The sequence below is a fragment of the uncultured Jannaschia sp. genome (assembly GCF_947494025.1).
Lineage (GTDB): Bacteria > Pseudomonadota > Alphaproteobacteria > Rhodobacterales > Rhodobacteraceae > Jannaschia.
The window spans coordinates 332,907-353,997 of record NZ_CANLTQ010000001.1; the positions used below are offsets into that span (position 1 = coordinate 332,907).

The 21,091-nt window shown below is 70.7% G+C and carries 19 protein-coding genes and 1 riboswitch; of the genes, 14 read left to right on the forward strand and 5 right to left on the reverse strand.

Annotated elements, in window-relative coordinates:
* Positions 1–16 precede the first annotated feature (16 nt).
* Positions 17–1,195: a LytS/YhcK type 5TM receptor domain-containing protein gene (locus Q1B08_RS01695; protein ID WP_299813753.1), complete on the reverse strand. Its 1,179-nt coding sequence runs from the start codon at positions 1,193–1,195 to the stop codon at positions 17–19.
* A 389-nt stretch (positions 1,196–1,584) separates the two neighbouring features.
* On the opposite strand from Q1B08_RS01695, the gene argH reads away from it, so the two are divergent.
* The 4 genes from argH to Q1B08_RS01715 all read left to right on the forward strand — a co-directional run bounded on the left by argH (position 1,585) and on the right by Q1B08_RS01715 (position 4,770).
* Complete coding sequence (argH, locus tag Q1B08_RS01700; RefSeq protein ID WP_299813756.1) at positions 1,585–2,985, forward strand: argininosuccinate lyase; 1,401 nt, start codon at positions 1,585–1,587, stop codon at positions 2,983–2,985.
* Positions 2,982–3,137 carry an argininosuccinate lyase gene (locus Q1B08_RS01705; RefSeq protein ID WP_299813758.1) on the forward strand — a complete coding sequence of 52 codons (156 nt, stop codon included), beginning with the start codon at positions 2,982–2,984 and terminating at the stop codon, positions 3,135–3,137. The genes argH and Q1B08_RS01705 overlap by 4 nt, the downstream gene beginning before the upstream one ends.
* 85 nt (positions 3,138–3,222) lie before the next feature.
* Entirely contained in the window at positions 3,223–3,693 is a 471-nt protein-coding gene (gene greA, locus Q1B08_RS01710) for a transcription elongation factor GreA (RefSeq protein ID WP_299813761.1), read from the forward strand.
* Positions 3,694–3,795: 102 nt separating this feature from the next.
* Positions 3,796–4,770, forward strand: coding sequence for a glutathione S-transferase family protein (locus Q1B08_RS01715; RefSeq protein WP_299813764.1), 975 nt, complete (start codon positions 3,796–3,798; stop codon positions 4,768–4,770).
* A gap of 13 nt (positions 4,771–4,783) precedes the next feature.
* Here Q1B08_RS01715 and Q1B08_RS01720 read toward each other — a convergent pair whose 3' ends face one another.
* Positions 4,784–5,212 carry a VpsR-related response regulator gene (locus Q1B08_RS01720; protein WP_299813766.1) on the reverse strand — a complete coding sequence of 143 codons (429 nt, stop codon included), beginning with the start codon at positions 5,210–5,212 and terminating at the stop codon, positions 4,784–4,786.
* A 173-nt stretch (positions 5,213–5,385) separates the two neighbouring features.
* On the opposite strand from Q1B08_RS01720, the gene Q1B08_RS01725 reads away from it, so the two are divergent.
* Genes Q1B08_RS01725 through cbiB form a run of 3 tightly spaced genes read left to right on the forward strand, consistent with a single transcriptional unit; the run spans position 5,386 to position 7,594 of the window.
* The gene (locus Q1B08_RS01725; RefSeq protein ID WP_299813769.1) at positions 5,386–5,751 is read left to right on the forward strand and encodes a DUF1636 domain-containing protein; all 366 of its coding nucleotides are present in this window, start codon (positions 5,386–5,388) and stop codon (positions 5,749–5,751) included.
* Positions 5,748–6,683, forward strand: coding sequence for a threonine-phosphate decarboxylase (locus Q1B08_RS01730; protein ID WP_299813772.1), 936 nt, complete (start codon positions 5,748–5,750; stop codon positions 6,681–6,683). Before Q1B08_RS01725 ends, Q1B08_RS01730 begins: the two co-directional genes overlap by 4 nt.
* Positions 6,680–7,594 (forward strand): adenosylcobinamide-phosphate synthase CbiB, encoded by a 915-nt coding sequence (gene cbiB, locus Q1B08_RS01735; protein ID WP_299813775.1) that lies wholly within the window; start codon positions 6,680–6,682, stop codon positions 7,592–7,594. Before Q1B08_RS01730 ends, cbiB begins: the two co-directional genes overlap by 4 nt.
* A gap of 6 nt (positions 7,595–7,600) precedes the next feature.
* On the opposite strand, the gene Q1B08_RS01740 is transcribed toward cbiB, so the two are convergent.
* Together Q1B08_RS01740 and Q1B08_RS01745 are read right to left on the reverse strand one after the other, a co-directional pair.
* Positions 7,601–8,377 carry a transglutaminase family protein gene (locus Q1B08_RS01740; RefSeq protein WP_299813778.1) on the reverse strand — a complete coding sequence of 259 codons (777 nt, stop codon included), beginning with the start codon at positions 8,375–8,377 and terminating at the stop codon, positions 7,601–7,603.
* Positions 8,378–8,442: 65 nt separating this feature from the next.
* Entirely contained in the window at positions 8,443–11,904 is a 3,462-nt protein-coding gene (locus Q1B08_RS01745; RefSeq protein WP_299813781.1) for an AAA family ATPase, read from the reverse strand.
* Positions 11,905–12,073: 169 nt separating this feature from the next.
* Positions 12,074–12,297: riboswitch (cobalamin riboswitch) on the forward strand.
* 38 nt (positions 12,298–12,335) lie between these two features.
* Between Q1B08_RS01745 and Q1B08_RS01750 the strand changes: the two genes are divergently transcribed.
* The 5 genes from Q1B08_RS01750 (at position 12,336) to cobO (ending at position 19,347) form a co-directional block, all read left to right on the forward strand.
* Positions 12,336–13,013 carry an energy-coupling factor ABC transporter permease gene (locus Q1B08_RS01750; RefSeq protein ID WP_299813785.1) on the forward strand — a complete coding sequence of 226 codons (678 nt, stop codon included), beginning with the start codon at positions 12,336–12,338 and terminating at the stop codon, positions 13,011–13,013.
* A gap of 75 nt (positions 13,014–13,088) precedes the next feature.
* Positions 13,089–14,189: a cobalamin biosynthesis protein CobW gene (gene cobW / locus Q1B08_RS01755; protein WP_299813788.1), complete on the forward strand. Its 1,101-nt coding sequence runs from the start codon at positions 13,089–13,091 to the stop codon at positions 14,187–14,189.
* 6 nt (positions 14,190–14,195) lie between these two features.
* Positions 14,196–17,870 (forward strand): cobaltochelatase subunit CobN, encoded by a 3,675-nt coding sequence (gene cobN, locus Q1B08_RS01760; protein ID WP_299813791.1) that lies wholly within the window; start codon positions 14,196–14,198, stop codon positions 17,868–17,870.
* A 36-nt stretch (positions 17,871–17,906) separates the two neighbouring features.
* On the forward strand, positions 17,907–18,665 hold the full coding sequence (locus tag Q1B08_RS01765; RefSeq protein WP_366139960.1) for a phosphotransferase: 759 nt from the start codon (positions 17,907–17,909) through the stop codon (positions 18,663–18,665).
* A gap of 70 nt (positions 18,666–18,735) precedes the next feature.
* Positions 18,736–19,347: a cob(I)yrinic acid a,c-diamide adenosyltransferase gene (gene cobO, locus Q1B08_RS01770; RefSeq protein ID WP_299813797.1), complete on the forward strand. Its 612-nt coding sequence runs from the start codon at positions 18,736–18,738 to the stop codon at positions 19,345–19,347.
* Here cobO and Q1B08_RS01775 read toward each other — a convergent pair.
* Positions 19,344–19,616, reverse strand: coding sequence for a DUF3253 domain-containing protein (locus tag Q1B08_RS01775; RefSeq protein ID WP_366139961.1), 273 nt, complete (start codon positions 19,614–19,616; stop codon positions 19,344–19,346). The two genes, cobO and Q1B08_RS01775, sit on opposite strands and share 4 nt — an antisense overlap.
* A 43-nt stretch (positions 19,617–19,659) precedes the next feature.
* Between Q1B08_RS01775 and Q1B08_RS01780 the strand changes: the two genes are divergently transcribed.
* Positions 19,660–20,757 carry a M4 family metallopeptidase gene (locus Q1B08_RS01780; RefSeq protein ID WP_299813802.1) on the forward strand — a complete coding sequence of 366 codons (1,098 nt, stop codon included), beginning with the start codon at positions 19,660–19,662 and terminating at the stop codon, positions 20,755–20,757.
* 51 nt (positions 20,758–20,808) lie between these two features.
* The gene (locus Q1B08_RS01785; protein WP_299813804.1) at positions 20,809–21,090 is read left to right on the forward strand and encodes a protealysin inhibitor emfourin; all 282 of its coding nucleotides are present in this window, start codon (positions 20,809–20,811) and stop codon (positions 21,088–21,090) included.
* The last annotated feature ends 1 nt before the right edge of the window (position 21,091 follow it).

Genomic DNA, 21,091 nt, shown 5'->3' on the forward strand with positions numbered 1-21,091 from the left:
TGCAATATCGGGCCGGTCAGGCCGATCCGAAGCGCAGGGCATGGAGGCGGTCGAACGTCTCGAAGAGCATGTCGGGGCCCGCGACCGTGCCCGGACCGCGCCGCAACCGGTCGGCCGCGACCGGATCGGCCGGCTTCCGCGCGGCCACGGGCAGACGCGGCTCGGGCGCCGTCAGGTCGTCGACCACGTCGGCGAGCGGCGGGAGCGGCGCGTAGCGTCGGGTCGACACCTCCATGATCAGACGGAAGGACGCCATGCCCGCGACATTCACCGGCTCCTCGGCGATTTCCCGACGGATCCGGGCGAGAAGCGCATCCAGTCTCTGTTCCGGCAGGCCGGGCAACGCCAGCAGGACGAGGTCTTCTCTCACGGCGCCGGCCACGGCGCCTTTGGGCATGATCCCGTCGAGGCGGACGCGCATCGCCCGCATCGCCAGCTCCTCGGCCTCCGGGCCCCAGAGCTGCCGCGTCAGGTTGCGCTGTCGGAGGTGCAGGGCGATCACCACGACCTCGCCGCGCAGTGTGCCCGAGGTGGCCGCCTGCGTGAGCGTCCACTCGAAGGCCTGTCGTGGCATGAAGCGATCGCCCGGTCCCGCGATGGCCTCGGCCCGGAGCCGCGATTCCTCTAGGATACGGCGTCCCTCGCGCTCCATCAGCAGGCCGACCGCGGGAATCGCCACAAAATAGAGCAGGACGAGGGTCGGCGCCGCCTCGCGAAGGAACCAGACGGCGACATCGTAGGGAAGGAGCGAGACGGCGATCAGATGGCAGCTCGTGATAGCCGCAAGACCCAGCATCGCTTTCAGGCCCCGCTCGCCGCCCGCCGTCGCGCAGTTCCACAGCAATCCGCCCGCCGCCGCCAGAATGATGGCGCCGACGCCGGACATGGCCCCGAGACCGCCCGTATGGAATCGCATGGCGACGGCGATGCCCGCGCATACGACACAGCCACGGAAGCCGAGAAACGCCCCCGCCAGGGCGACGGGCATGCAGCGCAGATCGATGATGAGGCCCTCGGCGGGGCTGAACGCGTATTGCATCTGCAACACCGAGACCAGACCGAAGAGCGCGCCCTTCACCACCCCCGCGAGCAACTGCCCCGGAAGCCGGGAGCGCAGCGCCCCGTAAACCACCACCAGCATGCCGAGGATCGCCAGCGATCCGACGAAGTCCATCATGACGTCGAGGTTCATCATCGGCACCGCTCCTGTTCTCATGCAGCGAGGCATCGCCCGAAAGCATTACCGGGGAATTAGCCAGGGTCCTGCGAATGCCGCGAGTTTGACTCGAGCGTGTCGGATTTCCGAACGATCGACCCGGGCCGTCGGATCGAGGCCGCGACCGCGAGCCGGTCCCCCATGGACCACCGCGCCCGACGTCCAGGCCGTTTTCCCCACCAATGATTCCAAAGCCGAACCATGTCGGCCGCTCCCCCGCCGTTCCGACCGCCGTGATCAAGGCAACGACGGCGCGGACGTCCCGGGCGGCGCCGGGCTTCGCGACGACGACCGGGCGGGCGCCGGGGGTGGCGATGCGCCGGGGCAGGACCTATAGCGCGAAGGCAGATCACAACGGGAGGCGCCGCATGTCCGGGCCGTCGGAGAAGAAGTCGAACAAGATGTGGGGCGGCCGATTCGCGGAAGGCCCCGATGCGATCATGGAGGCGATCAACGCCTCGATCGGCTTCGACCGCCGCATGGCCCGGCAGGACATCGAGGGCAGCCGCGCCCATGCCGCGATGCTTGCCGCGCAGGGCATCGTCTCCGAGGCCGACGCGGAGGCGATCCGGGCGGGACTGCTCGACGTGCTGGCGGAGATCGAAGAGGGCCGGTTCGAGTATTCCACCGCGCTCGAGGACATCCACATGAACGTGGAGGCTCGTCTGACGGAGATCGTCGGCCCCGCCGCCGGACGGCTTCACACCGCGCGCTCCCGCAACGATCAGGTCGCGCTCGACTTCCGCATGTGGGTCCGCGACCAGACCGATGCCGCCATCGATACCCTGCCCCGCCTGATCGGCGCGCTGGTGCGCCAAGCCGACGCCGGAGCGGACTGGGTCATGCCGGGCTTCACCCATCTGCAGACGGCGCAGCCCGTCACCTGGGGCCACCACATGCTGGCCTACGCGGAGATGTTCGGTCGCGATCTGTCGCGCTTCGAGGATGCCCGGCGGCGGATGAACGAATGCCCGCTCGGCACCGCGGCACTGGCCGGCACGTCCTTTCCCATCGACCGGGACATGACGGCGGCGGCGCTCGGCTTCGACCGGCCCTGCGCCAACTCCCTCGACGGCGTCTCCGACCGGGACTTCGCGCTGGAGTTCCTGTCGGCCGCGACGATCTGCGCGATGCATCTGAGCCGTCTGGCGGAGGAGCTGGTGATCTGGTCCTCCGCGCAGTTCCGCTTCGTGCGCCTGTCGGACCGTTGGACCACCGGCTCCTCCATCATGCCGCAGAAGAAGAACCCGGACGCGGCGGAGCTGCTGCGCGCCAAGATCGGGCGCATCTTCGGCGCGCAGACCGCGCTGCTGATGGTGATGAAGGGCCTGCCGCTGACCTATTCCAAGGACATGCAGGAGGACAAGGAACAGGTCTTCGACGCCGCCGACAGCCTGATGCTGGCGCTCGCCGCGATGACGGGGATGGTGGGCGACATGAACGCCAACCGCGAGGCGCTGGAGGCCGCCGCGTCCTCCGGCTTCTCCACCGCGACCGACCTCGCCGACTGGCTCGTGCGCGAGCTCGACCTGCCCTTCCGGGAGGCGCATCACGTCACCGGCGCGCTCGTGAAGCTGGCCGAGGCGGCGGGCATCGACCTGCCCGAGCTCAGCATCGAGCAGATGCACGCGGTCGAGCCGCGGATCACCGAGGGCGTGTTCGACGTGCTGGGCGTGCGCAACTCGGTCGCCTCGCGCACCTCCTACGGCGGGACGGCGCCCGCGAATGTCCGCGCGCAGGTCGACCGCTGGACGGCGCGGCTCGCATGATCCGCCTCCTGCCGCTCGTCCTCCTCCTCGCGGGTTGCGGCATCGACGGCCGGCCCGTCCCTCCCTCGGAGGTCGGGTCCGAGCCGCGCAACCCCGAGCCCTCCGTTACCATCTCCGGCTCCGCCACGGCCGGCATCGTGCGGACCTTCTGACGCGCGTGTTGCGCCCGTGCTGGCCGCTGATACAGTCGGAGCGACGCAAGGAACGGGGGCCGTCGGGTCCCTGGAGGAGAAGTCCGTGGACAAAGTACCGATGACGCCGCGCGGCATGACCGCGCTTCAGTCCGAACTGAAGAAGCTCAAGTCCGAGGAACGGCCCGCGATCATCCGCGCCATCTCCGAGGCGCGCGAGCATGGCGACCTGTCGGAGAACGCCGAGTATCATTCCGCCCGCGAGCGGCAATCCTTCGTGGAAGGGCGCATCAAGGAACTGGAGGGCCTGATCTCCCGCGCCGAGGTGATCGACCCCGCGAAGCTCAGCGGCCCGATCAAGTTCGGCGCCACGGTCACCCTCGTGGACGAGGACACGGAGGAGGAAAAGACCTACCAGATCGTGGGCGAGCAGGAGGCCGACATCGAGAACGGGCTCCTCAATATCCGCTCGCCGCTGGCCCGCGCCCTGATCGGCAAGGAGGAAGGCGACAGCGTCGAAGTCCGCACGCCGGGCGGCACCAAGGATTACGAGGTCGGCGCCGTCGCCTACAAGTAGGCCCGCGCCGCTGTTCGGGACCGCGCAGGGCCTGCGCGTCCCGTTCCCTTCTCAACGGGTCGCCACCCTTTAGGTGTCAGGCGTGAAACAGGGGAGGGAACCATGGGCAAGCTCGTCGACGGAAAGTGGCAGGATGTCTGGTACGACACGAAGGAGAGTGGCGGCTCGTTCGTCCGCTCCGAAACCGGGTTCCGCAATTGGGTCACGCCCGACGGCGCGCCGGGACCGAGCGGCGGCGGCGGCTTCGCGGCAGAGGCCGGACGCTACCATCTTTATGTCTCGCTGGCCTGCCCCTGGGCGCACCGTACGCTGATCCTTCGCGCCCTGAAGGGACTGGAGGACATCGTACCCGTCTCCGTCGTTCACGCGCACATGCTGTCGGAAGGCTGGACCTTCCGCGACGACATGGAGGGCGCGACCGGCGACCGGCTGTTCGGCCTGCCGTTCCTGCGGGACATCTACACGAAGGCCGAGCCCGGCGTTTCCGGCCGGGTGACCGTACCGGTCCTTTGGGACACCAAGACCGACGCGATCGTCTCCAACGAGAGCGCGGAGATCATCCGCATGTTCAATTCGGCCTTTGACGGCTTGACGGGCAACGACGCCGACTATTGTCCCGGAGAGCTGCGCGGGGAGATCGACCGGATCAACGCGCGTGTCTACGACGACGTCAACAACGGGGTCTACAAGGCCGGCTTCGCCACCACGCAGGAAGCCTACGAGGCGCCGGTTCATGCGCTTTTCGAGGCGCTCGACTGGATCGAAGGCATCCTGGCCGAGACACGCTACCTGACCGGGGACCGGCTGACGGAGGCGGACTGGCGCCTTTTCACCACGATCATCCGCTTCGATCAGGTCTATCACGGCCATTTCAAGTGCAACCGCCGGCGGATCGTCGACTACCCCAACCTTTGGGGCTGGGCCCGCGAACTCTATCAGGTGCCGGGCGTGGCAGGGACGGTGAACATGGAGCACATCCGGCAGCACTACCATTACAGCCACGATACGATAAATCCGCACCGGATCGTTCCGATCGGGCCCGAGATCGACTGGGACGCGCCACACGGCCGGGGCTAATCCCCCGCGCGGGTCAGTGCAGCGCGAAGGCGGAACCCTCGTCGCGCACGCCGCCCCGCCGGGCCGTGGCATGGAATGACAGCAGGGCGGAAAGGTCGTTCTCCGTCGCGTGATCGGCGACGAGCGCGTGCACGTTGTCGATGAGCGAGAAGATCGATCCGTCGCTGAACAGCTGTCCGTTGCCCCGCAGGACGACGCGGGCCTCCGGCCGGCGGTAGCTGCAGAAGTTCGCGACCGCCAACGGGCTGCCGTCCTCCAGCGAAAGGTCGATCAGGACAACCGAAGGCTCGTTCTCGCAGAGCCAGATCGCGGCCTCGTGCTGGCTCGTCGCGAAATGCATCTCCACGCCTTCCTGCGCGAGATTCGCGACCGCCTGCTGCTGTTTCTTGCCGTCCTCGTAGCCCGGTCCGACCACGAGTGCCCGGTGCATCCGTTCTGTCATGCGTCCAACCCCAAGCTGCTGCCCAAACCGAAACCCGTTCGATCGACGCAATGTCGTGCAGGCATGGAAATGAAGGGTTAACTCCGTGCGTCAGCCGCTGTATCGGCAAATTCATGCTCATTGCATGAACCGGAACGGACGGTCTATCCCCGCCCGGGGCCTCAGGAGGCGGAATGACCACGACGATCACCATCTGCGATACCTGCAAGCGCGAGGATTGGGACAGCGCCGCGGGCCACACCGACGGAGAGGCGCTGGCCGAGCTGGTCGAAGCCTTGACGGCCGAGGTGCCGGACGTCCGGATGCGACGCCATTCCTGCCTCATGGGCTGCAGCCGCGCGTGCAACGTCACGCTGCAATCGCCGCGGAAGATGGCCTACACGCTCGGCGGATTCTCTCCTTCCGCCGAGACGGCCGCCGGTCTCGTCGACTATGCCGTGCGGCACGCCGCGAGCGCGACCGGGGTGGTGCCGTATCGGGACTGGCCGGCGGCAATCAAAGGTCATTTCATCACGCGGCATCCGCCCCTTCCCGAGTGAGCGCGCCCCGCGATCACGGCGGCGGCCTCGACGCGGCGCGCGAACGCTTCGGCGGAACGGCGGCGGAATGGATCGACCTGTCGACGGGCATCAATCCCGAGCCCTACCCGATTCCGTCCCTTTGCCCGCGCGCCTGGACGGCACTGCCCGATCGGATGGCGCAGGATGCCCTGCTCGATGCCGCGCGGCAGTTCTGGGCCGTGCCGCCGGCGGCGGACCTGATCGCGGCCTCCGGCGCCTCGTCCCTGATCGCCCGCCTGCCGATGCTCGCGACGCCGGGTCGGGTCGCGATTCCCGGCCCGACCTACAACGAGCACGAGGCGGCCTTCCGGGCGGCTGGCTGGTCAGTGACGGACGAAGGGGGCAAGGCGAAGGTGCTCGTCCACCCCAACAACCCCGACGGTCGCCATTATTCCGACGCGGAGGCCGACGCCGCGCTCACGGTGATCGACGAGAGCTTCTGCGACGTCGCCCCCGAGGCGTCCCTCGTCCGCCTCGCCACGCGGCCCGGAACGGTCGTGCTCAAGAGTTTCGGAAAGTTCTGGGGGCTCGCCGGCCTCCGCCTCGGCTTCGCCATCGCCCGGCCGGAGACGATCGCGCGACTCGCGGAGGCGCTCGGCCCCTGGCCCGTTTCCGGCCCCGCGCTCGCGATCGGAACGGCGGCCCTCCGCGACGGGACATGGGCCGAACAGACCCGCGCGCGGCTGACGCGGGACGCGCGGCGGCTCGACACGTTGATGGCCCCGTGGGGCACATGCATCGGCGGCACGCCACTGTTCCGCCTTTACGCCCTGCCCGACGCATCGGCGTTTCAGGCGCGTCTGGCCGGGTACCGCATCTGGTCGCGCACCTTCGCCTATTCGGACACGTGGCTCCGCCTCGGCCTTCCGCCCACCGAGGGATGGCCACGACTGGAGGCCGCGCTCGCGTGATCCTGACGCTCGCCATGCTGCTCGACGCTTGGCTGGGCGAGCCCGACTGGCTGTGGCGCCGGTTCCCGCATCCCGCGGTGACGATGGGGCGGGCCGTCGACGCCCTCGACGCCCGGCTGAACCGCGGGGCGGGACGGCGGGCCAAGGGCGTGGCGGCGATCCTGCTGCTGGTCGCGGGCGCCGTGCTCGCCGGGCGGACCATCGCCGCGATCCCCGATGCGGGCCTGTGCGAGATCGTCTTCGCCGCGATCCTCCTTGCCCAGCGCTCGCTGGTCGATCACGTCCGGGCCGTGGCGCGCGCCCTGCGCCTCTCGCCCGAGGCCGGGCGGGAGGCGGTGGCACGGATCGTCGGGCGCGATACGCGCGACATGGACGCGGCGCAGATCGCCCGCGCGGCCATCGAAAGCGCGGCGGAGAACCTGTCCGACGGCGTGGTTGCCCCTGTCTTCTGGTTCGCCGTCGCCGGCCTGCCGGGAATGATGGCCTACAAGGTCGTCAACACGGCCGACAGCATGATCGGCTACCGCACGCCCCGCCATGCGACCTTCGGCTGGGCCGCCGCGCGGCTCGACGACGTGATGAACTGGATCCCCGCGCGCCTGACCGCGCTCGCGCTTCTCGCCGGGCACGGGGCGCTTCACCACCTGTCGGGCGTTCCCGCCGACGCGCGTCGCCACCGCTCCCCCAGTGCCGGCTGGCCCGAGGCGGCGCTGGCGCCGATCCTCGACCTCGCGCTCGCAGGGCCGCGCAGCTACGACGGCCGGATGCAGGATTTCCCTTGGGTCAACGAAGGCGGGCGCCGGACCGCGAACTCGACCGATATCGACGCGGCCTGCGCCGCGCTGTGGCGCGTCTGGGCGCTGGTCCTGATCGTGGTGACCGTGTTCGGCGCGCTGCGGCATCTCGCCTGACGGATGTCAGGCCTTCCGCACCGTCACCTGCTGGCGGACCATGGTCGCGATCCCGAAGGATTGCAGGAACGAAATGTCCGCCGCGTCGCGCCCGACGCCGATCATCGCGATCTCCGACGGCTTGGCCATGCCGGTCGCGTCGACGAGGTGCCAGGCATCCTCGAGCCAGACCTCGGCCACCGCATGGAAGTCCGGCGGATCCACATGCGGCGCGTAGACCGAGGCGATGCGTGCGGGGATGCCCGCGGCGCGCGCGAAGGCGATCATGACATGCGCGTAGTCCCGGCACACGCCCTGCCGCTGTACGAACGTCTCCCGCGCCGTCGTCGCGACGTTGCTCGACCCCGAGACGTAGCTGAAGTTCCGGTCGATCCAGTCCCGCATCGCGGCGATGAGCGGCCCGCCCGTGAGATTGCCGAACTCGGCGGCCGTGAAGGCCTGGAACTCGTCGGAGGGGCAATAGCGGGAGGGCATCAGGTACGAGGTCGCCTCGGCCGTCATGCTGCGCGGCGGGCTGGCCTGCAGTTGCGAGAAGTCGCTGTCGGGCCGGTCGACGACGACCTGCGCCTTGTAGGTAATGTCGAGCCGCCCCTCGGCCCGCATCCAGGCGCGCTGCCCGAAGGCCTGCTCGCCCGGAATACGCCTGAAATCCGTCACGGGCGTCGTGAACAGCGCCTCCTCGCGGACGGTCTGGCCCGCGACATGCGCGAGCTCGACCTGCAGCAGGACGTCGCTCGGCATGTCGAAATCGTAGCTGAGTTCTGCGTTGATGATGAGATCCATTCGGTCCTCTACGATCGCCAGCGACGGATTGCGCCTTCCGCGGTTAACCTTCTGCGGCGCGGCGATCAAGCGACGAGCGTCTCGGCCTTCCGCAGATCGACGCTGACCAGCTGGCTCACCCCGGGCTCGACCATGGTGACGCCGAACAGGCGGTCCATCCGCGCCATCGTCACCGCATGGTGCGTGATGATGAGGAAGCGCGTGGAGGTGCGGCGCGTCATCTCGTCGAGCATGTCGCAGAACCGCGTCACGTTGGCGTCGTCGAGCGGGGCATCGACCTCGTCCAGCACGCAGATCGGCGCGGGGTTGGCGAGGAAGACAGCGAAGATCAGCGCGAGTGCCGTCAGCGTCTGTTCGCCCCCCGACAGCAAACTCAGCGTGGAGAGCTTCTTGCCGGGCGGCTGGCAAAGGATCTCGAGCCCGGCCTCGAGCGGATCGTCGCTCTCCACCAGTTCCAGCCGCGCCTCGCCCCCTTGGAACAGATGCCGGAAGAGCGTGGCGAAGTTGTCGTTCACCGTCCCGAACGCGTCGAGCAGACGCTGCCGCCCCTCCCGGTTCAGCGCGGCGATCCCGGCGCGGAGCTGGCCCACGGCCTGGTCCAGGTCCGTCCGCTCCGTCGAAAGGTGATCGTGCTCCTCGCGCACTTCGCGGGCATCCTCCTCCGCGCGCAGGTTCACCGCGCCGAGTCCGTCGCGCTGCCGCCGAAGCGCGGCAACCCTGCCCTCGACCGTCTCGACCGAGGGCATGGCCTCCGGATCGGTGCCGAGGGCGGCGAGAAGCTCCGCCGGCGTGCAGTCGAGCGCCTCGGCGATCTGCGTCTCGGCCAGGGCGCGCGTTTCCTCCGTCGCATCCCGCCGCGTTTCCGCCCGCGCCCGCGCCTCCCGTGCCTGGCCCGCCGCGCGTTCGGCCTCCCGCGCCGCCCCCTTGGCGGCCCGCGCCCGCGCCTCGCCGTCCGACAGGACGTCCCGCGCCGAGGCCCGCCGCGCATCCGCCCGCTCGATCTCATGCCCGAGTTCGTCGCACTCGTTCCGCAGCGTGTCCGGAACGGCACGCGCCGCCGCGAGTTCTCCCTCGGCCTTTCCGCGGCGCGCATGGAGGTCGCCCAGCCGCGTACGGGCGGAACCGAGCCGGGCACGCCATTTCCGCAGATCCCCGTCGATCGTGTGACGCCGCGCGGCCCGCGCCGCCGCGTCGCGCTTCAGCGTCTCGGCCTCGGCCCGGCGGCCCATCATCGCCATCCGCGCGCCCTCGACGCTGGTGCGCAACGTCTCCAGGGTCGCGCGCGTCCTGTCGAGCGGAGGCAGCTCTGCCCGGGCCGCCCGCGCCGCCCGCAATGCGTCCTGCGCGCCCTGCGCCTCGTCGTCGAACCGGGACAGAGCGATCCGCGCCGTCTCCAGCCGCGTTTCCGCCGTCCCGCGCGCGGTCTCCGCACGGGTCAGCGCGCGCCCCGCCTCGGTCAGGGCGCGATCCGCGTCGCGGCGGGCGTCACGCGCCGCGGCTTCGACCGCCCGGCACTTCGACAGCTTGCGTGCCCGCTCCTCGTGCGCGTCCCGCGCGGCCCCAGCCCGCACTTCCGCTTCGGTGAGATCTGTTCGCAGCCGCGCGAGCCGGTTGGCCTGCTGCAGGCGCAGCGCGGCCGCCGACGGGGTGGCGCCGGAAGGGGCGCGATACCCGTCCCATCGCCAAAGGTCGCCCGCGGTGGAAACCAGTGCCTGCCCCGGCCGCAGATGTGGTTCCAGGCGGGCGGCCGCTCCGGGCTCCGCGAGCCCGATCTGCGACAGCGCCCGGGTCAGCGCGGCGGGCACCGTCACGTGTCCGGCCAGCGGCGCGGCCCCCTCCGGCAGGGAGGGCGGCGGCTCGAAGGGCGGCAGCGTCGTCCAGCCCGCCCCGTCCCCCGCCGCCCCGCCGATCTCGGGGGATCGCAACGCCTCGCCGAGCGCCGCGCCGAGCGCCGCCTCGAACCCGGTCTCGACTTCGAGCCGGTCTAGGATCGCATCCCGCGCGTCGTCGTTCCGGGCGCGGAGCTTTTCCAGCGCGGCGACCTCCGCCCCGAGCGTGCGCGCCGCGCCTTCGGCCCCGGCACGCTCGGACCGTGCGCGGCCCTCGACATCCTGCGCCGCCTCGCGGGCCGCGTCCGCTTCACTCAGCGTGGCCTCCGCCGCCCTGGCGCCGTCCTGCAGCGCGGCCTGCCTTTCCGTGGCGTCACGCGCGGCATCCGCCGCCGCGTCGAGCGCCGCTTCGGCCGCCTCGACCGCCGTGCGCGAACGCGCCGTTTCCGTCTCGATCCGGGCCGCGCGGGCCTCGGCCTCCGCGGCTGCACGCGTGACCGTTTGATGCCGGGCCGACAGTCCCGCCAGCTCCTCGGTCAGACCCGCAAGCTCCGCCTCCCGGTCGCGCAGCACCGTCGCCGCCTCCGCCGCCGCCGTTTCCGCCCCGGCCAGTGCGTCGCCCTCCCCTTCGCCGGCGGCGCCCAGCTCCGCGGCCTCCGCCTCGAGCCGCGCGATGGTCTCGCCCGCGTCACGGTTCAGCGTGCCTTCGCGGTCGATATCCGCGTCGAGCTGCTCGATCCGCGCGCTCAGCCGGGCGATCTCCGCCGCGGCCTGCCGCTCCCGCTCGAGCAGCGTGTCGCGCGCGATCTCCAGACGCTGTCGAACCGCGACGGCGATCGTCTCCTCCTCGCGCAGGGCCGGAAGATCCCCTTCAGCCCGGGCCTGCGTCGCGTCCGCCGCGCGGGCCTGCCGCTCCGCCGCCGCAGCCTCACCCAGCCGCGCGCGCAACGCGTCCTCCGCCTTGCTCCGCGCGTCCTGCGCCGACCGCCAGCGCAAATAGAGCAGCGTCCCTTCCGCCTGCCGCAGGGCCGCGCCGATCTCGCGGTAGCGCGCGGCCTGCCGGGCCTGCCGCGACAGCGTGGCGAGCCGGGCCGCAAGCTGCTCCAGCAGGTCGTCGATCCGGGCGAGGTTCGTCTCCGTCGCGTTCAGCTTCAGCTCGGCCTCATGCCGCCGCTGATACAGCCCCGAGATCCCCGCCGCCTCCTCCAGCACGCGCCGACGGCGCTGCGGCCGCGCGTTGATGAGCTCGCTGATCTGCCCTTGCCGGACGAGCGACGGGGAATGCGCCCCGGTCGAGGCGTCGGCGAACAGCATCTGCACGTCGCGGGCCCGTACGTCGCGGCCGTTCACCTTGTAGGCGGAGCCGACGTCACGCGTGATCCGCCGGACCACGTCGAGCGTCTCGGCGGCGTTGAACGCGGCGGGCGCCGTCCGCTCGGAATTGTCGAGCGCGAGCGCCACCTCCGCGAAGTTCCGCGCCGGGCGGGATCGCGCGCCCGCGAAGATCACGTCCTCCATCCCGCCGCCGCGCATCGCCGTGGGACGGTTCTCCCCCATCACCCATCGCAGCGCCTCGAGCAGGTTCGACTTGCCGCAGCCGTTCGGGCCGACCACGCCCGACAACCCGTCCGCGATCACGAGATCGGTCGGGTCCACGAAGGACTTGAAGCCATTGAGGCGCAGACGCGTGAACCGCATGGCCCGTGATCCCGCAACCCGGCCCCCGGCGTCAAGCCACACGGCCGATATGGCCCCGTTCGCACAATGCGCCACAAGATATCGGGACGGGACTCGCGTCGAAAGCCCCGCGCGTCGCCGCTGTGCCCCGCCGGGTCGTTAACGTGCTTGACCCCGGCGCGCGGCACGGCGCATCACGGACGGGCAAGGTTCCCCCGGCCCAAGGCCATCGGGGGATGAAATGGGAATGCGGTGAGGGGGACCCAATCAGGGACCCGAAGCCGCAGCCGCCCCCGCGACTGTAAGCGGTGAGCGCGGCGTCACGATGCCACTGGGATGCCTGCGCGTCCCGGGAAGGCGGCGCCAAGCTTCGACCCGCGAGCCAGGAGACCAGCCCTGCCGCAACGCAACACGGGCCCGTCGGGTGTGACGGGCAGATCGGAGAAACGAAGATGCATATTGAACCCGGAATCGTCCACGGCGCCAAGATGGCGCTGGCGTCCGCGACCGCGGCCGGCGCGGCCGGTTATTCGGCGAAGCTCGTCTGGGCGGACCTCAAGGCGCATGGCGCCGCCCCCCTCGCGCTTCGCAGCGCGATCGCCACGGTCGGAACCCTCGTCTTCTTCGAGGTGCTGCCGCATTTCGCTGCCGGCGTCTCGGAAGTGCACTTCATCCTCGGCACGACGCTGCTTCTGCTTCTCGGGACCGCGCCGGCGGCGATCGGCCTCATGGCGGGCCTCCTGATCCAGGGGCTGCTCTTCGCACCGACCGACCTGCCGATGTATCTGGTCAACGTGACGACCCTGCTCGTTCCGCTCCTCGCGATCGCCGCGCTGGCGCGGAAGGTCGTTCCCGCGGGAACCGCCTATGTCGACCTCACCTACAAGCAGGCGCTGAAGCTCTCGACCGCTTATCAGGGCGGCGTCGTCGCCTGGGTCGCGTTCTGGGTCCTCTACGGCCAGGGCGCCGGGGCCGAGACGCTCGCCTCGCTCCTCGCCTTCGGCACGGCCTACATGGTGGTCGTCGTGATCGAGCCAGTCGCGGACCTCGCCGTGCTGGCGCTCGCCAAGCGCTGCCGCGGCGGCCTGCAGGGCCCGCTGGTCCAGCCGCGCGTGTTCCACGCCGCCTGACCGCCCGACCCTAACGACATCGCGCGGCCTCCCTCCGGCGGAGGCCGCGTTCCCGCGTCCGCCAGGAGCCGATCCATGCCCAAGATTCCCGCCACCATCGTCACCGGCTTCCTCGGCGCCGGAAAGACGACGCTGATCCGCCACCTGCTGCAGAATGCCGACGGCCGCCGGATCGCGCTCATCATCAACGAGTTCGGCGATCTGGGCGTGGACGGCGACATCCTCAAGGGCTGCGGGATCGAGGGCTGTGCGGAGGACGACGTGGTGGAGCTGTCGAACGGCTGCATCTGCTGCACCGTGGCCGACGACTTCATCCCGACCATGGAGGCGCTGCTCGCCCGCGAAACGCCGCCCGACCATATCGTGATCGAGACCTCCGGCCTCGCCCTGCCGCAGCCGCTCGTCCGCGCCTTCAACTGGCCGGGCCTGAAGACCCGCGTCACCGTGGACGGCGTCGTCACCGTGCTCGACGGGCCGGCGGTGGCGGCCGGCACCTTCGCCGCCGACGTCGCCCGCGTCGATGCGCAGCGCGCCGCCGATGACGGGCTCGACCACGAGACGCCCCTTTCGGAGCTCTACGCCGATCAGGTCGCCTGCGCCGACATGATCGTGGTGGGCAAGGCCGACCTCCTTGGCGCGGAGACCGAGGCGCTCGCCGCCCGCATCCGGTCCGAGGCGCGCCCCGGCGTGCAGGTCGTCCCCGCCACGATGGGCGCGCTGCCGGTCGAAGTGGTGCTGGGCCGGGGCCAGGGCGCCGAGGACGACCTCGCCGCGCGCCACGAGCTGCATCACCATCACGGCCACGACGATGATGACGATGACGATGACGATGACGACGATCACCACGATCACGCGCACGAGCACGGCCACGACGCCTTTGAGAGCTTCACCGTCGAGGCGCCCGAAATCGACGACCCCGCCGCCTTCGCCGCGCGCGTCTCCGCGATCATCCGCGATCACGGCATCCTGCGCCTGAAGGGCTTCGCCTCCGTCGCCGGCCGGCCGATGCGCCTGACGATCCAGGCCGTCGGGCCACGGGTGGACCATTACTTCGACCGCCCGCTCGGGCAGGATGCGCGCGGGGCGCGGCTCGTGGTGATCGGACAGGCCGGGCTCGACCGCGCGGCGATCTCGCGGGCGCTGCAGCGGACGGCCGACGCACCGACCTACGCCTGACGCGCGATGCACCTTCTCGCCGCGCAGCCGGGCACGATCGACGAGGGCGAGCCCGTCGATCCGGGCCAGACCCCGGCCGCGCTCGTCGTCGTCTCCGCCGCCGATACGGAGCTCGCCGCATTGTCGGAGGCGCGCGCCGCGATGGCGGACGCACCGGAGACGCGGCTGATCAGCCTTCTGCACCTGCGCCACCCGATGTCGGTGGACCTGCATCTCGACCAATGCGCGACCCGCTCGAAGCTCGTCGTCGCGCGCATCCTCGGCGGACGCGGCTACTGGACCTACGGGCTCGAGCAATACGCAGCCCGGCTGCACGAGGCGGGCGTGCCCTTCGCGGCCCTGCCCGGCGACGACAAGCCGGACGCGGAGCTGCGCGAGCTCTCGACGGTTTCCGGCGAGGATTACGACGCGCTCTGGTCCTGCCTCGTCGAGGGCGGGCCGCAGAACGCGACGACCTTTCTCGCCCATGCCCGCGCGATGATCCGCGACACCCCGCGCCCCGCGCCGGCCCGCCCGCTCCTGCGCGCGGGACTCTACTGGCCCGGGATGGCCGAGGCCGACCTTGCCGCGATCCGCGCGAACTGGCGGGACGCCGCGCCGGTGGTCCCCCTCGTCTTCTACCGCGCGCTCCTGCAGGGGGCGGGGCTCAATCCGGTGAACCGGATGGTGAAGGCCCTGCTCCGGGCCGGGCTGAACCCCATGCCGGTCTTCGTCGCCTCCCTGAAGGAGGCGGTGAGCCGTGCCACGCTCGAGGCGCTCCTGTCCGAGGCGCCCCCGGACGCGATCGTGAACCTGACGAGTTTCGCGGTGGGCGACGCGGAGGCGAACCCGCTCGCCGCCGATTTCGCGAACGGCGCGCCGGTCTTTCAGGCCGTCCTGTCGGGCGGGACGGAGCAGACGTGGGAGGCGGGCACGACCGGCCTGTCGGCGCGCGACATCGCGATGAACGTGGCCCTGCCCGAGCTCGACGGGCGGATCCTGACCCGCGCGATCGGTTTCAAGGGCGAGGCGTTCTTCGACGCGGCGACGGAGTGCCCGATCGCCACCTGGAAGGCGCAGGGCGACCGGATCGCCTTCGTGGTCGACCTTGTCGCGGGATGGTGCCGACTGCGCCGGATGCAGGCGGGCGAGCGCCGCGTCGCGCTCGTTCTGGCGAACTATCCGAACCGCGACGGCCGGCTGGCCAACGGGGTCGGCCTCGACACGCCCGCCGCCACGGTACACTCGCTGGCCCTCCTGCGCGACGCGGGCTACGACACCGCGCCGCCCCCGGACAGTGCCGCGCTGATGGCGCAGATCCTCGCCGGTCCGACGAACTGGCTCACCGACCGGGCCGCGCGCGAAGGCGGGGAGCGCCTGAGCCTCGCGGAATACCGCGCCTTCCACGCGACGCTCCCGCTTTCCGCCCGGCAGCGCGTGGAAGACCGATGGGGCGCGCCCGAGGACGACCCCTTCTTCATCGCGGGGATACCTGAACCCGACGCCACACCGGGCGGACACTTCGCGTTGTCCATCCACCGCTTCGGCAAGGCCGTCGTCGCGCTTCAGCCCGCGCGCGGCTACAACGTCGATCCGACCGCCAGCTACCACAGCCCCGACCTTGTCCCGCCGCACAACTACCTGGCCTTCTACGCATGGCTCCGGCGCGAGGCGGACGCGATCGTGCACATGGGCAAGCACGGCAACCTCGAATGGCTGCCGGGCCGGGCGGTGGCGCTCGGCGAGGACGACTGGCCGGAAATCGCGCTCGGGCCGATGCCGCATGTCTATCCCTTCATCGTCAACGACCCCGGCGAGGGCACGCAGGCCAAGCGCCGGACGCAGGCGGTGATCGTCGATCACCTGACCCCGCCGCTCACGCGCGCGGAAAGCTACGGGCCGATGCGCGACCTGGAAGCCCTGGTGGACGAGTATTACGAGGCCGCGGGCGTCGACCCGCGTCGGATCGACCATCTGCGGCGGGAAATCCTGAGCCTCGCCCGCGTGACCGGGCTCGACGTCGATGCGGGAATGGAGGGGGCGGACGACCTCGCCCGTCTCGACGCCTATCTGTGCGAGCTGAAGGAAGCGCAGATCCGCGACGGGCTCCACGTCTTCGGGCAATCGCCCGAGGGCCGTCTGCAGGACGATCTGCTACAGGCGCTGGTCCGCCTGCCGCGGGGCGAGTCCGAAAGTTTGCCCCGCGCCATCGCCGCGGATCTCGGCCTCGGTTTCGACCCCCTCGATTGCGACATGGCCACGCCCTGGGACGGGCCGCGACCGGACGCGCTCGCGGCTGAGGGCGTCTGGCGCAGCGCCGGCGACGCCGTGGAACGGATCGAGGGCCTCTCCGCGCGGCTGCTCCGGGGCGAGGCCCCGCCCCCCGGTCCCCGCACGCGGGCCGTGCTCGAGGATGCGGGACGCCTGCGCGAGACGATCCGCGCCTGCGGTCCGGCGGAAGGCGCGGGGCTCCTTACCGCCCTCGCGGGGCGCTTCGTCGCCCCGGCGCCGTCCGGCGCCCCGACCCGCGGGCGGCCCGACGTACTGCCGACGGGGCGGAACTTCTATTCCGTGGACAGCCGCGCGGTGCCGACCCCCACCGCCTGGACGCTCGGCTGGAAGTCCGCGTCCCTTCTCGTGGAGCGGCACCTGCAGGACCATGGCGACTGGCCCCGGGCGATGCTGGTGACGGCCTGGGGCACGGCCAACATGCGTACCGGCGGCGACGACATCGCACAGGCGTTGGCGCTGATGGGCGTGAAGCCGCGATGGGATGCCGCGAACCGGCGCGTGACCGGGTTCGAGATCATTCCCGCCACCGCGCTCGGACGTCCGCGGGTGGACGTGACGCTGCGCGTGTCAGGCTTCTTCCGCGATGCCTTTCCGCAGCAGATGGCGCTCGTCGACGCCGCCGCGCGCGCGGTGCAGGCGCTCGACGAGCCGGAGGCCGACAACCCCGCCGCCGCCCGCGCCCGTGCCGGCGAGGGACAGGCGCGGGTCTTCGGCTCGAAGCCCGGCGCCTACGGGGCGGGATTGCAGGCGATGATCGACGAACGGCTCTGGTCCGACACCGCCGATCTGGGCCGGGCCTATCTGGAATGGGGCGGCTACGCCTATGGCACAGGAGAGGGCACGGCGGACCAAGCCGGTCTGCGCGAGCGTCTGGGGCAGGTGGAGGCGATCGTCCAGAACCAGGACAACCGCGAGCACGACCTGCTCGATAGCGACGATTACTACCAGTTCGAGGGCGGCGCCGCCGCGGCGGTCGAGATGCTGCAGGGGACGCGGCGGCCGGTCTATCACAACGACCATTCCCGTCCCGAGCGTCCGGTGATCCGCACGCTGGAGGACGAGATCGGCCGGGTCGTACGGTCCCGCGTGGTGAACCCGAAATGGATCGCGGGCGTGAAGCGGCACGGCTACAAGGGCGCTTTCGAGATTGCGGCGACCGTTGACTACCTCTTCGCCTTCGCGGCCACGACCGGCGCGGTGCGCGACCACCATTTCGACCTCGTCCACGCCGCCGTGCTGGAAGACGAGGCGACCCGGGATTTCATCGCGGAGGCCAACGCCCCCGCACTTGCCGATATCGCGGACCGGCTCCGCGAGGCCATCGATCGCGGGCTCTGGCGACCCCGGTCGAACTCCGCCCGCGCCCTGATCGACCGCGTCGCACGGGCCTCGCAGGCGGGACCGGCATGACCGGACGACCGCCGGCGGCCGAGGTCGTCGTGGCGGATGTCCGCGCGGCGCTCGCGGCGAAGATCGGGCTGGACCGCGATGGCGTGGGTGGACGCGCCCCGCGTCGACACGCTGGTGCGCGACGCGTCCGAAGGGCAGCGGACGGCGTCTCTTCGGCAGGCCGGAGAATGGCTTGCCCGCCTCCACGCCGCCGGGCCGTGCCGTCGGATGGACCGCGATTTCCGCAACCTTTGCGGGCGGCTGCGCACGCGGTTCGCGTTCTCCGTGCGCGGCGTGGAGGCCGAGGCGCTCCTCAAGGCGTTGGACCGACGCGCGCGCGAGATCGGGCGGGTCGCACGGACCGGCGTGCCGCTGCATTGGGATTTCAAGCCACGCAACCTCTTCGCGACTCCGTCGGGCATCGTCGGCTTCGACCTCGGACTGACCAAGCCCGGACTGGCGCTGCACGACGCGGCCAGCTTCCTGACGGCAATAGAGCTCGACCGCTACGAGACGGAAGTCTTTTCCGCGCGGCAATCGGGCACGATCGAGGGGGACCGGCGGGCGTTCTTCGCGGGCTACGGCGCGCTCGAGGCCTGCGACGTGCCTTTGCTCGACATGATCGAGGATCAGCTACTCGTCGCGCGCTGGCTGCGCCATCGCGCCATCGCTATGCCGCCGGCCGAACGGGTCGCGGCGACGGCGCGGGTCCTGGCGATCCGGGGCCTCTCGGGGAACGCGGTAATGACACGGCCCGGCCGGCCGGTGCGGCGGCGATTCCTGCCGGCGCGCTGGTCGGACGGCGCCTGCCCCTAGGCGTTCGGCCCCGGCTTGACCTCCCGGACCGCAGAACGGAAGGTCGGCGGATTCCCGGAGGACCGCCCCCATGACCGACGACGACAGCGCCCGCCACAACGCGAAGATGGCCAAGAAGAAGGCCGCCCGCGACAAGATCATGGCCACCAAGACCGACGAGAAGGGTCTGGTGATCGTCCATACCGGCAAGGGCAAGGGCAAGTCCTCGGCCGCGTTCGGCATGATCTTCCGCTGCATCGCGCACGAGATGCCCTGTGCCGTGGTGCAGTTCATCAAGGGCGGCATGTCGACGGGCGAGCGCGACCTGATCCTCGGCCGGTTCGGCGACATCTGCCAGTTCCACACGATGGGCGAGGGCTTCACCTGGGAGACGCAGGACAAGTCCCGCGACATCGAGATGGCGCAGGCGGCCTGGGCCAAAGCGAAGGAGCTGATCCGCGACGAGCGGAACCGGATGGTCCTGCTCGATGAGATCAATATCGCGCTGCGCTACGACTATGTGGACGTGGCCGAAATCGTGGCCTTTCTGCGCGCCGAGAAGCCGCCGATGACGCATGTCGTCCTGACGGGGCGGAATGCGAAGGAGGAGTTGATCGAGCTGGCCGATCTGGTGACGGAGATGGAACTGGTGAAGCATCCGTTCCGCTCCGGCATCAAGGCGCAGGTGGGCGTGGAGTACTAGGGGGCCCTCAGCCCGGGGCGCGGCCCGCGTGCCGTGACCGCGTTGACGGCCCGTCCGCCCTGCCTCGCCACGTCGTCCGGCAGGCCGGCGGCCACGCGACGGACCGTCGGCATCGGGTCGCGCCAAGCCCCGCTCTTCGGCCGGAGCGCGCGGGCGACCTCCGACGGGCAGATCGTTCCCGGCGCCCGGATCCGCGTCGGGCGACGGACCTCTTCCAAGATACGTCGCTCCTCCATAAACGTCCTATCCGTCACGGGGGGCCCGGCCATGCGTGCTACGATCCCCCGAACCTCTTATCGGAGCAAGCTCGACATGTGCGGTCCCGCCCAGTGCCACAACCCGATCCATTGCATCGTCCCGCCGCACATGCTGCGCGTCATGGCGCTGCGCGGCGACGCCTCCGTGCAGCAAATGGCGCGCGCCCTCCTGCACCAGAACGAAGAGGTGCGCGACGAGCGGGCCGAGCGGATGACCGGCGGCCTGGTGCCCGAGGACGGGCGATCGGGCCTCTTCGTGTCGAGCGCGCTGGCGCGGAGCGTACCGGACCGTCATGTCTGCGACCGCCGCATCCACGACGGCGAGGGGAAGGCCGCCCTGCCCGGCCGGCTGGTGCGCGGCGAGGGCGACGCCCCGACCGGCGATCCTGAGGTGGACCGCGCCTATGACGGGGCGGGAACGGTCTTCGAGCTATATTCCGAGGCCTTCGGGCGGAATTCCCTCGACGGGGCGGGCGTGCCGCTGACCGCGACGGTGCACCACCGGCGGAACTACAACAACGCGTTCTGGAACGGCACGCAGATGGCCTATGGCGACGGAGACCAGAAGATCTTTCGCACCTTCACCGAGCTTTCGGTGATCGGCCACGAGATGTCGCACGGCGTCGTGCAATATTCCGGCGGCCTGCTCTACCAAGGACAGTCCGGCGCGCTGAACGAGAGCGTGGCCGATGTGTTCGGCACGATGACGGTGCAGCGCAAGCTGGACCAGGACGTCTACGCGGCGGACTGGCTCGTGGGGGCCGGCATCCTTGGCCCCGACATCAATGGACGCGCCCTGCGCAGCATGAAGGCGCCGGGGACGGCCTATCACGACGCGCTGCTGGGTCAGGACCCGCAACCCTACCACATGGACCTCTACGTCGACACGACCGACGACAATGGCGGGGTGCACATCAATTCCGGGATCCCGAACCACGCTTTCTACCTGTACTGCATGTATCTCGGCGGAAACGCGTGGGAGCGACCGGGACAGGTCTGGTACCGGGCGCTGCAACAAATCAACAACCCGATGGCCACGTTCCACGACTGGGCAGCGGAAACGATGGATGCGGCGATTGCGCTGTTCGGCGCGGGCAGTTGCGAGCAGGTCATGCTGCGCCGGGCATGGCGCCTTGTCGGGATCGCGTGCTGAGCCTATCTTTTCGGCATGACATGCGGGATGCTGGCGTCGGGATGTGCGGTTATGATGATCGAGGTGGCTTCGAGCGGCGGGTTCGGCGGTATCGCCGCGGGCGGCATGAGCAAGCAGCTCGACGTGACCGATCCGAGCAGCCAACAGCCCTATTGCGAGACCTTCGACCCCGACGCGCTGTCGCGACTGGCCGACAAGGCGGGGCATCCCTCCGCGGCGGACCTGCAGACCTACACGATCGCGGTGACCGATGACGACAACCGCCGCCACGTGTTCCGGCTGCGCGAGGACGCCCTGCCGCCGGAGATGCTCGACCTGATCGACGCAATGTAGC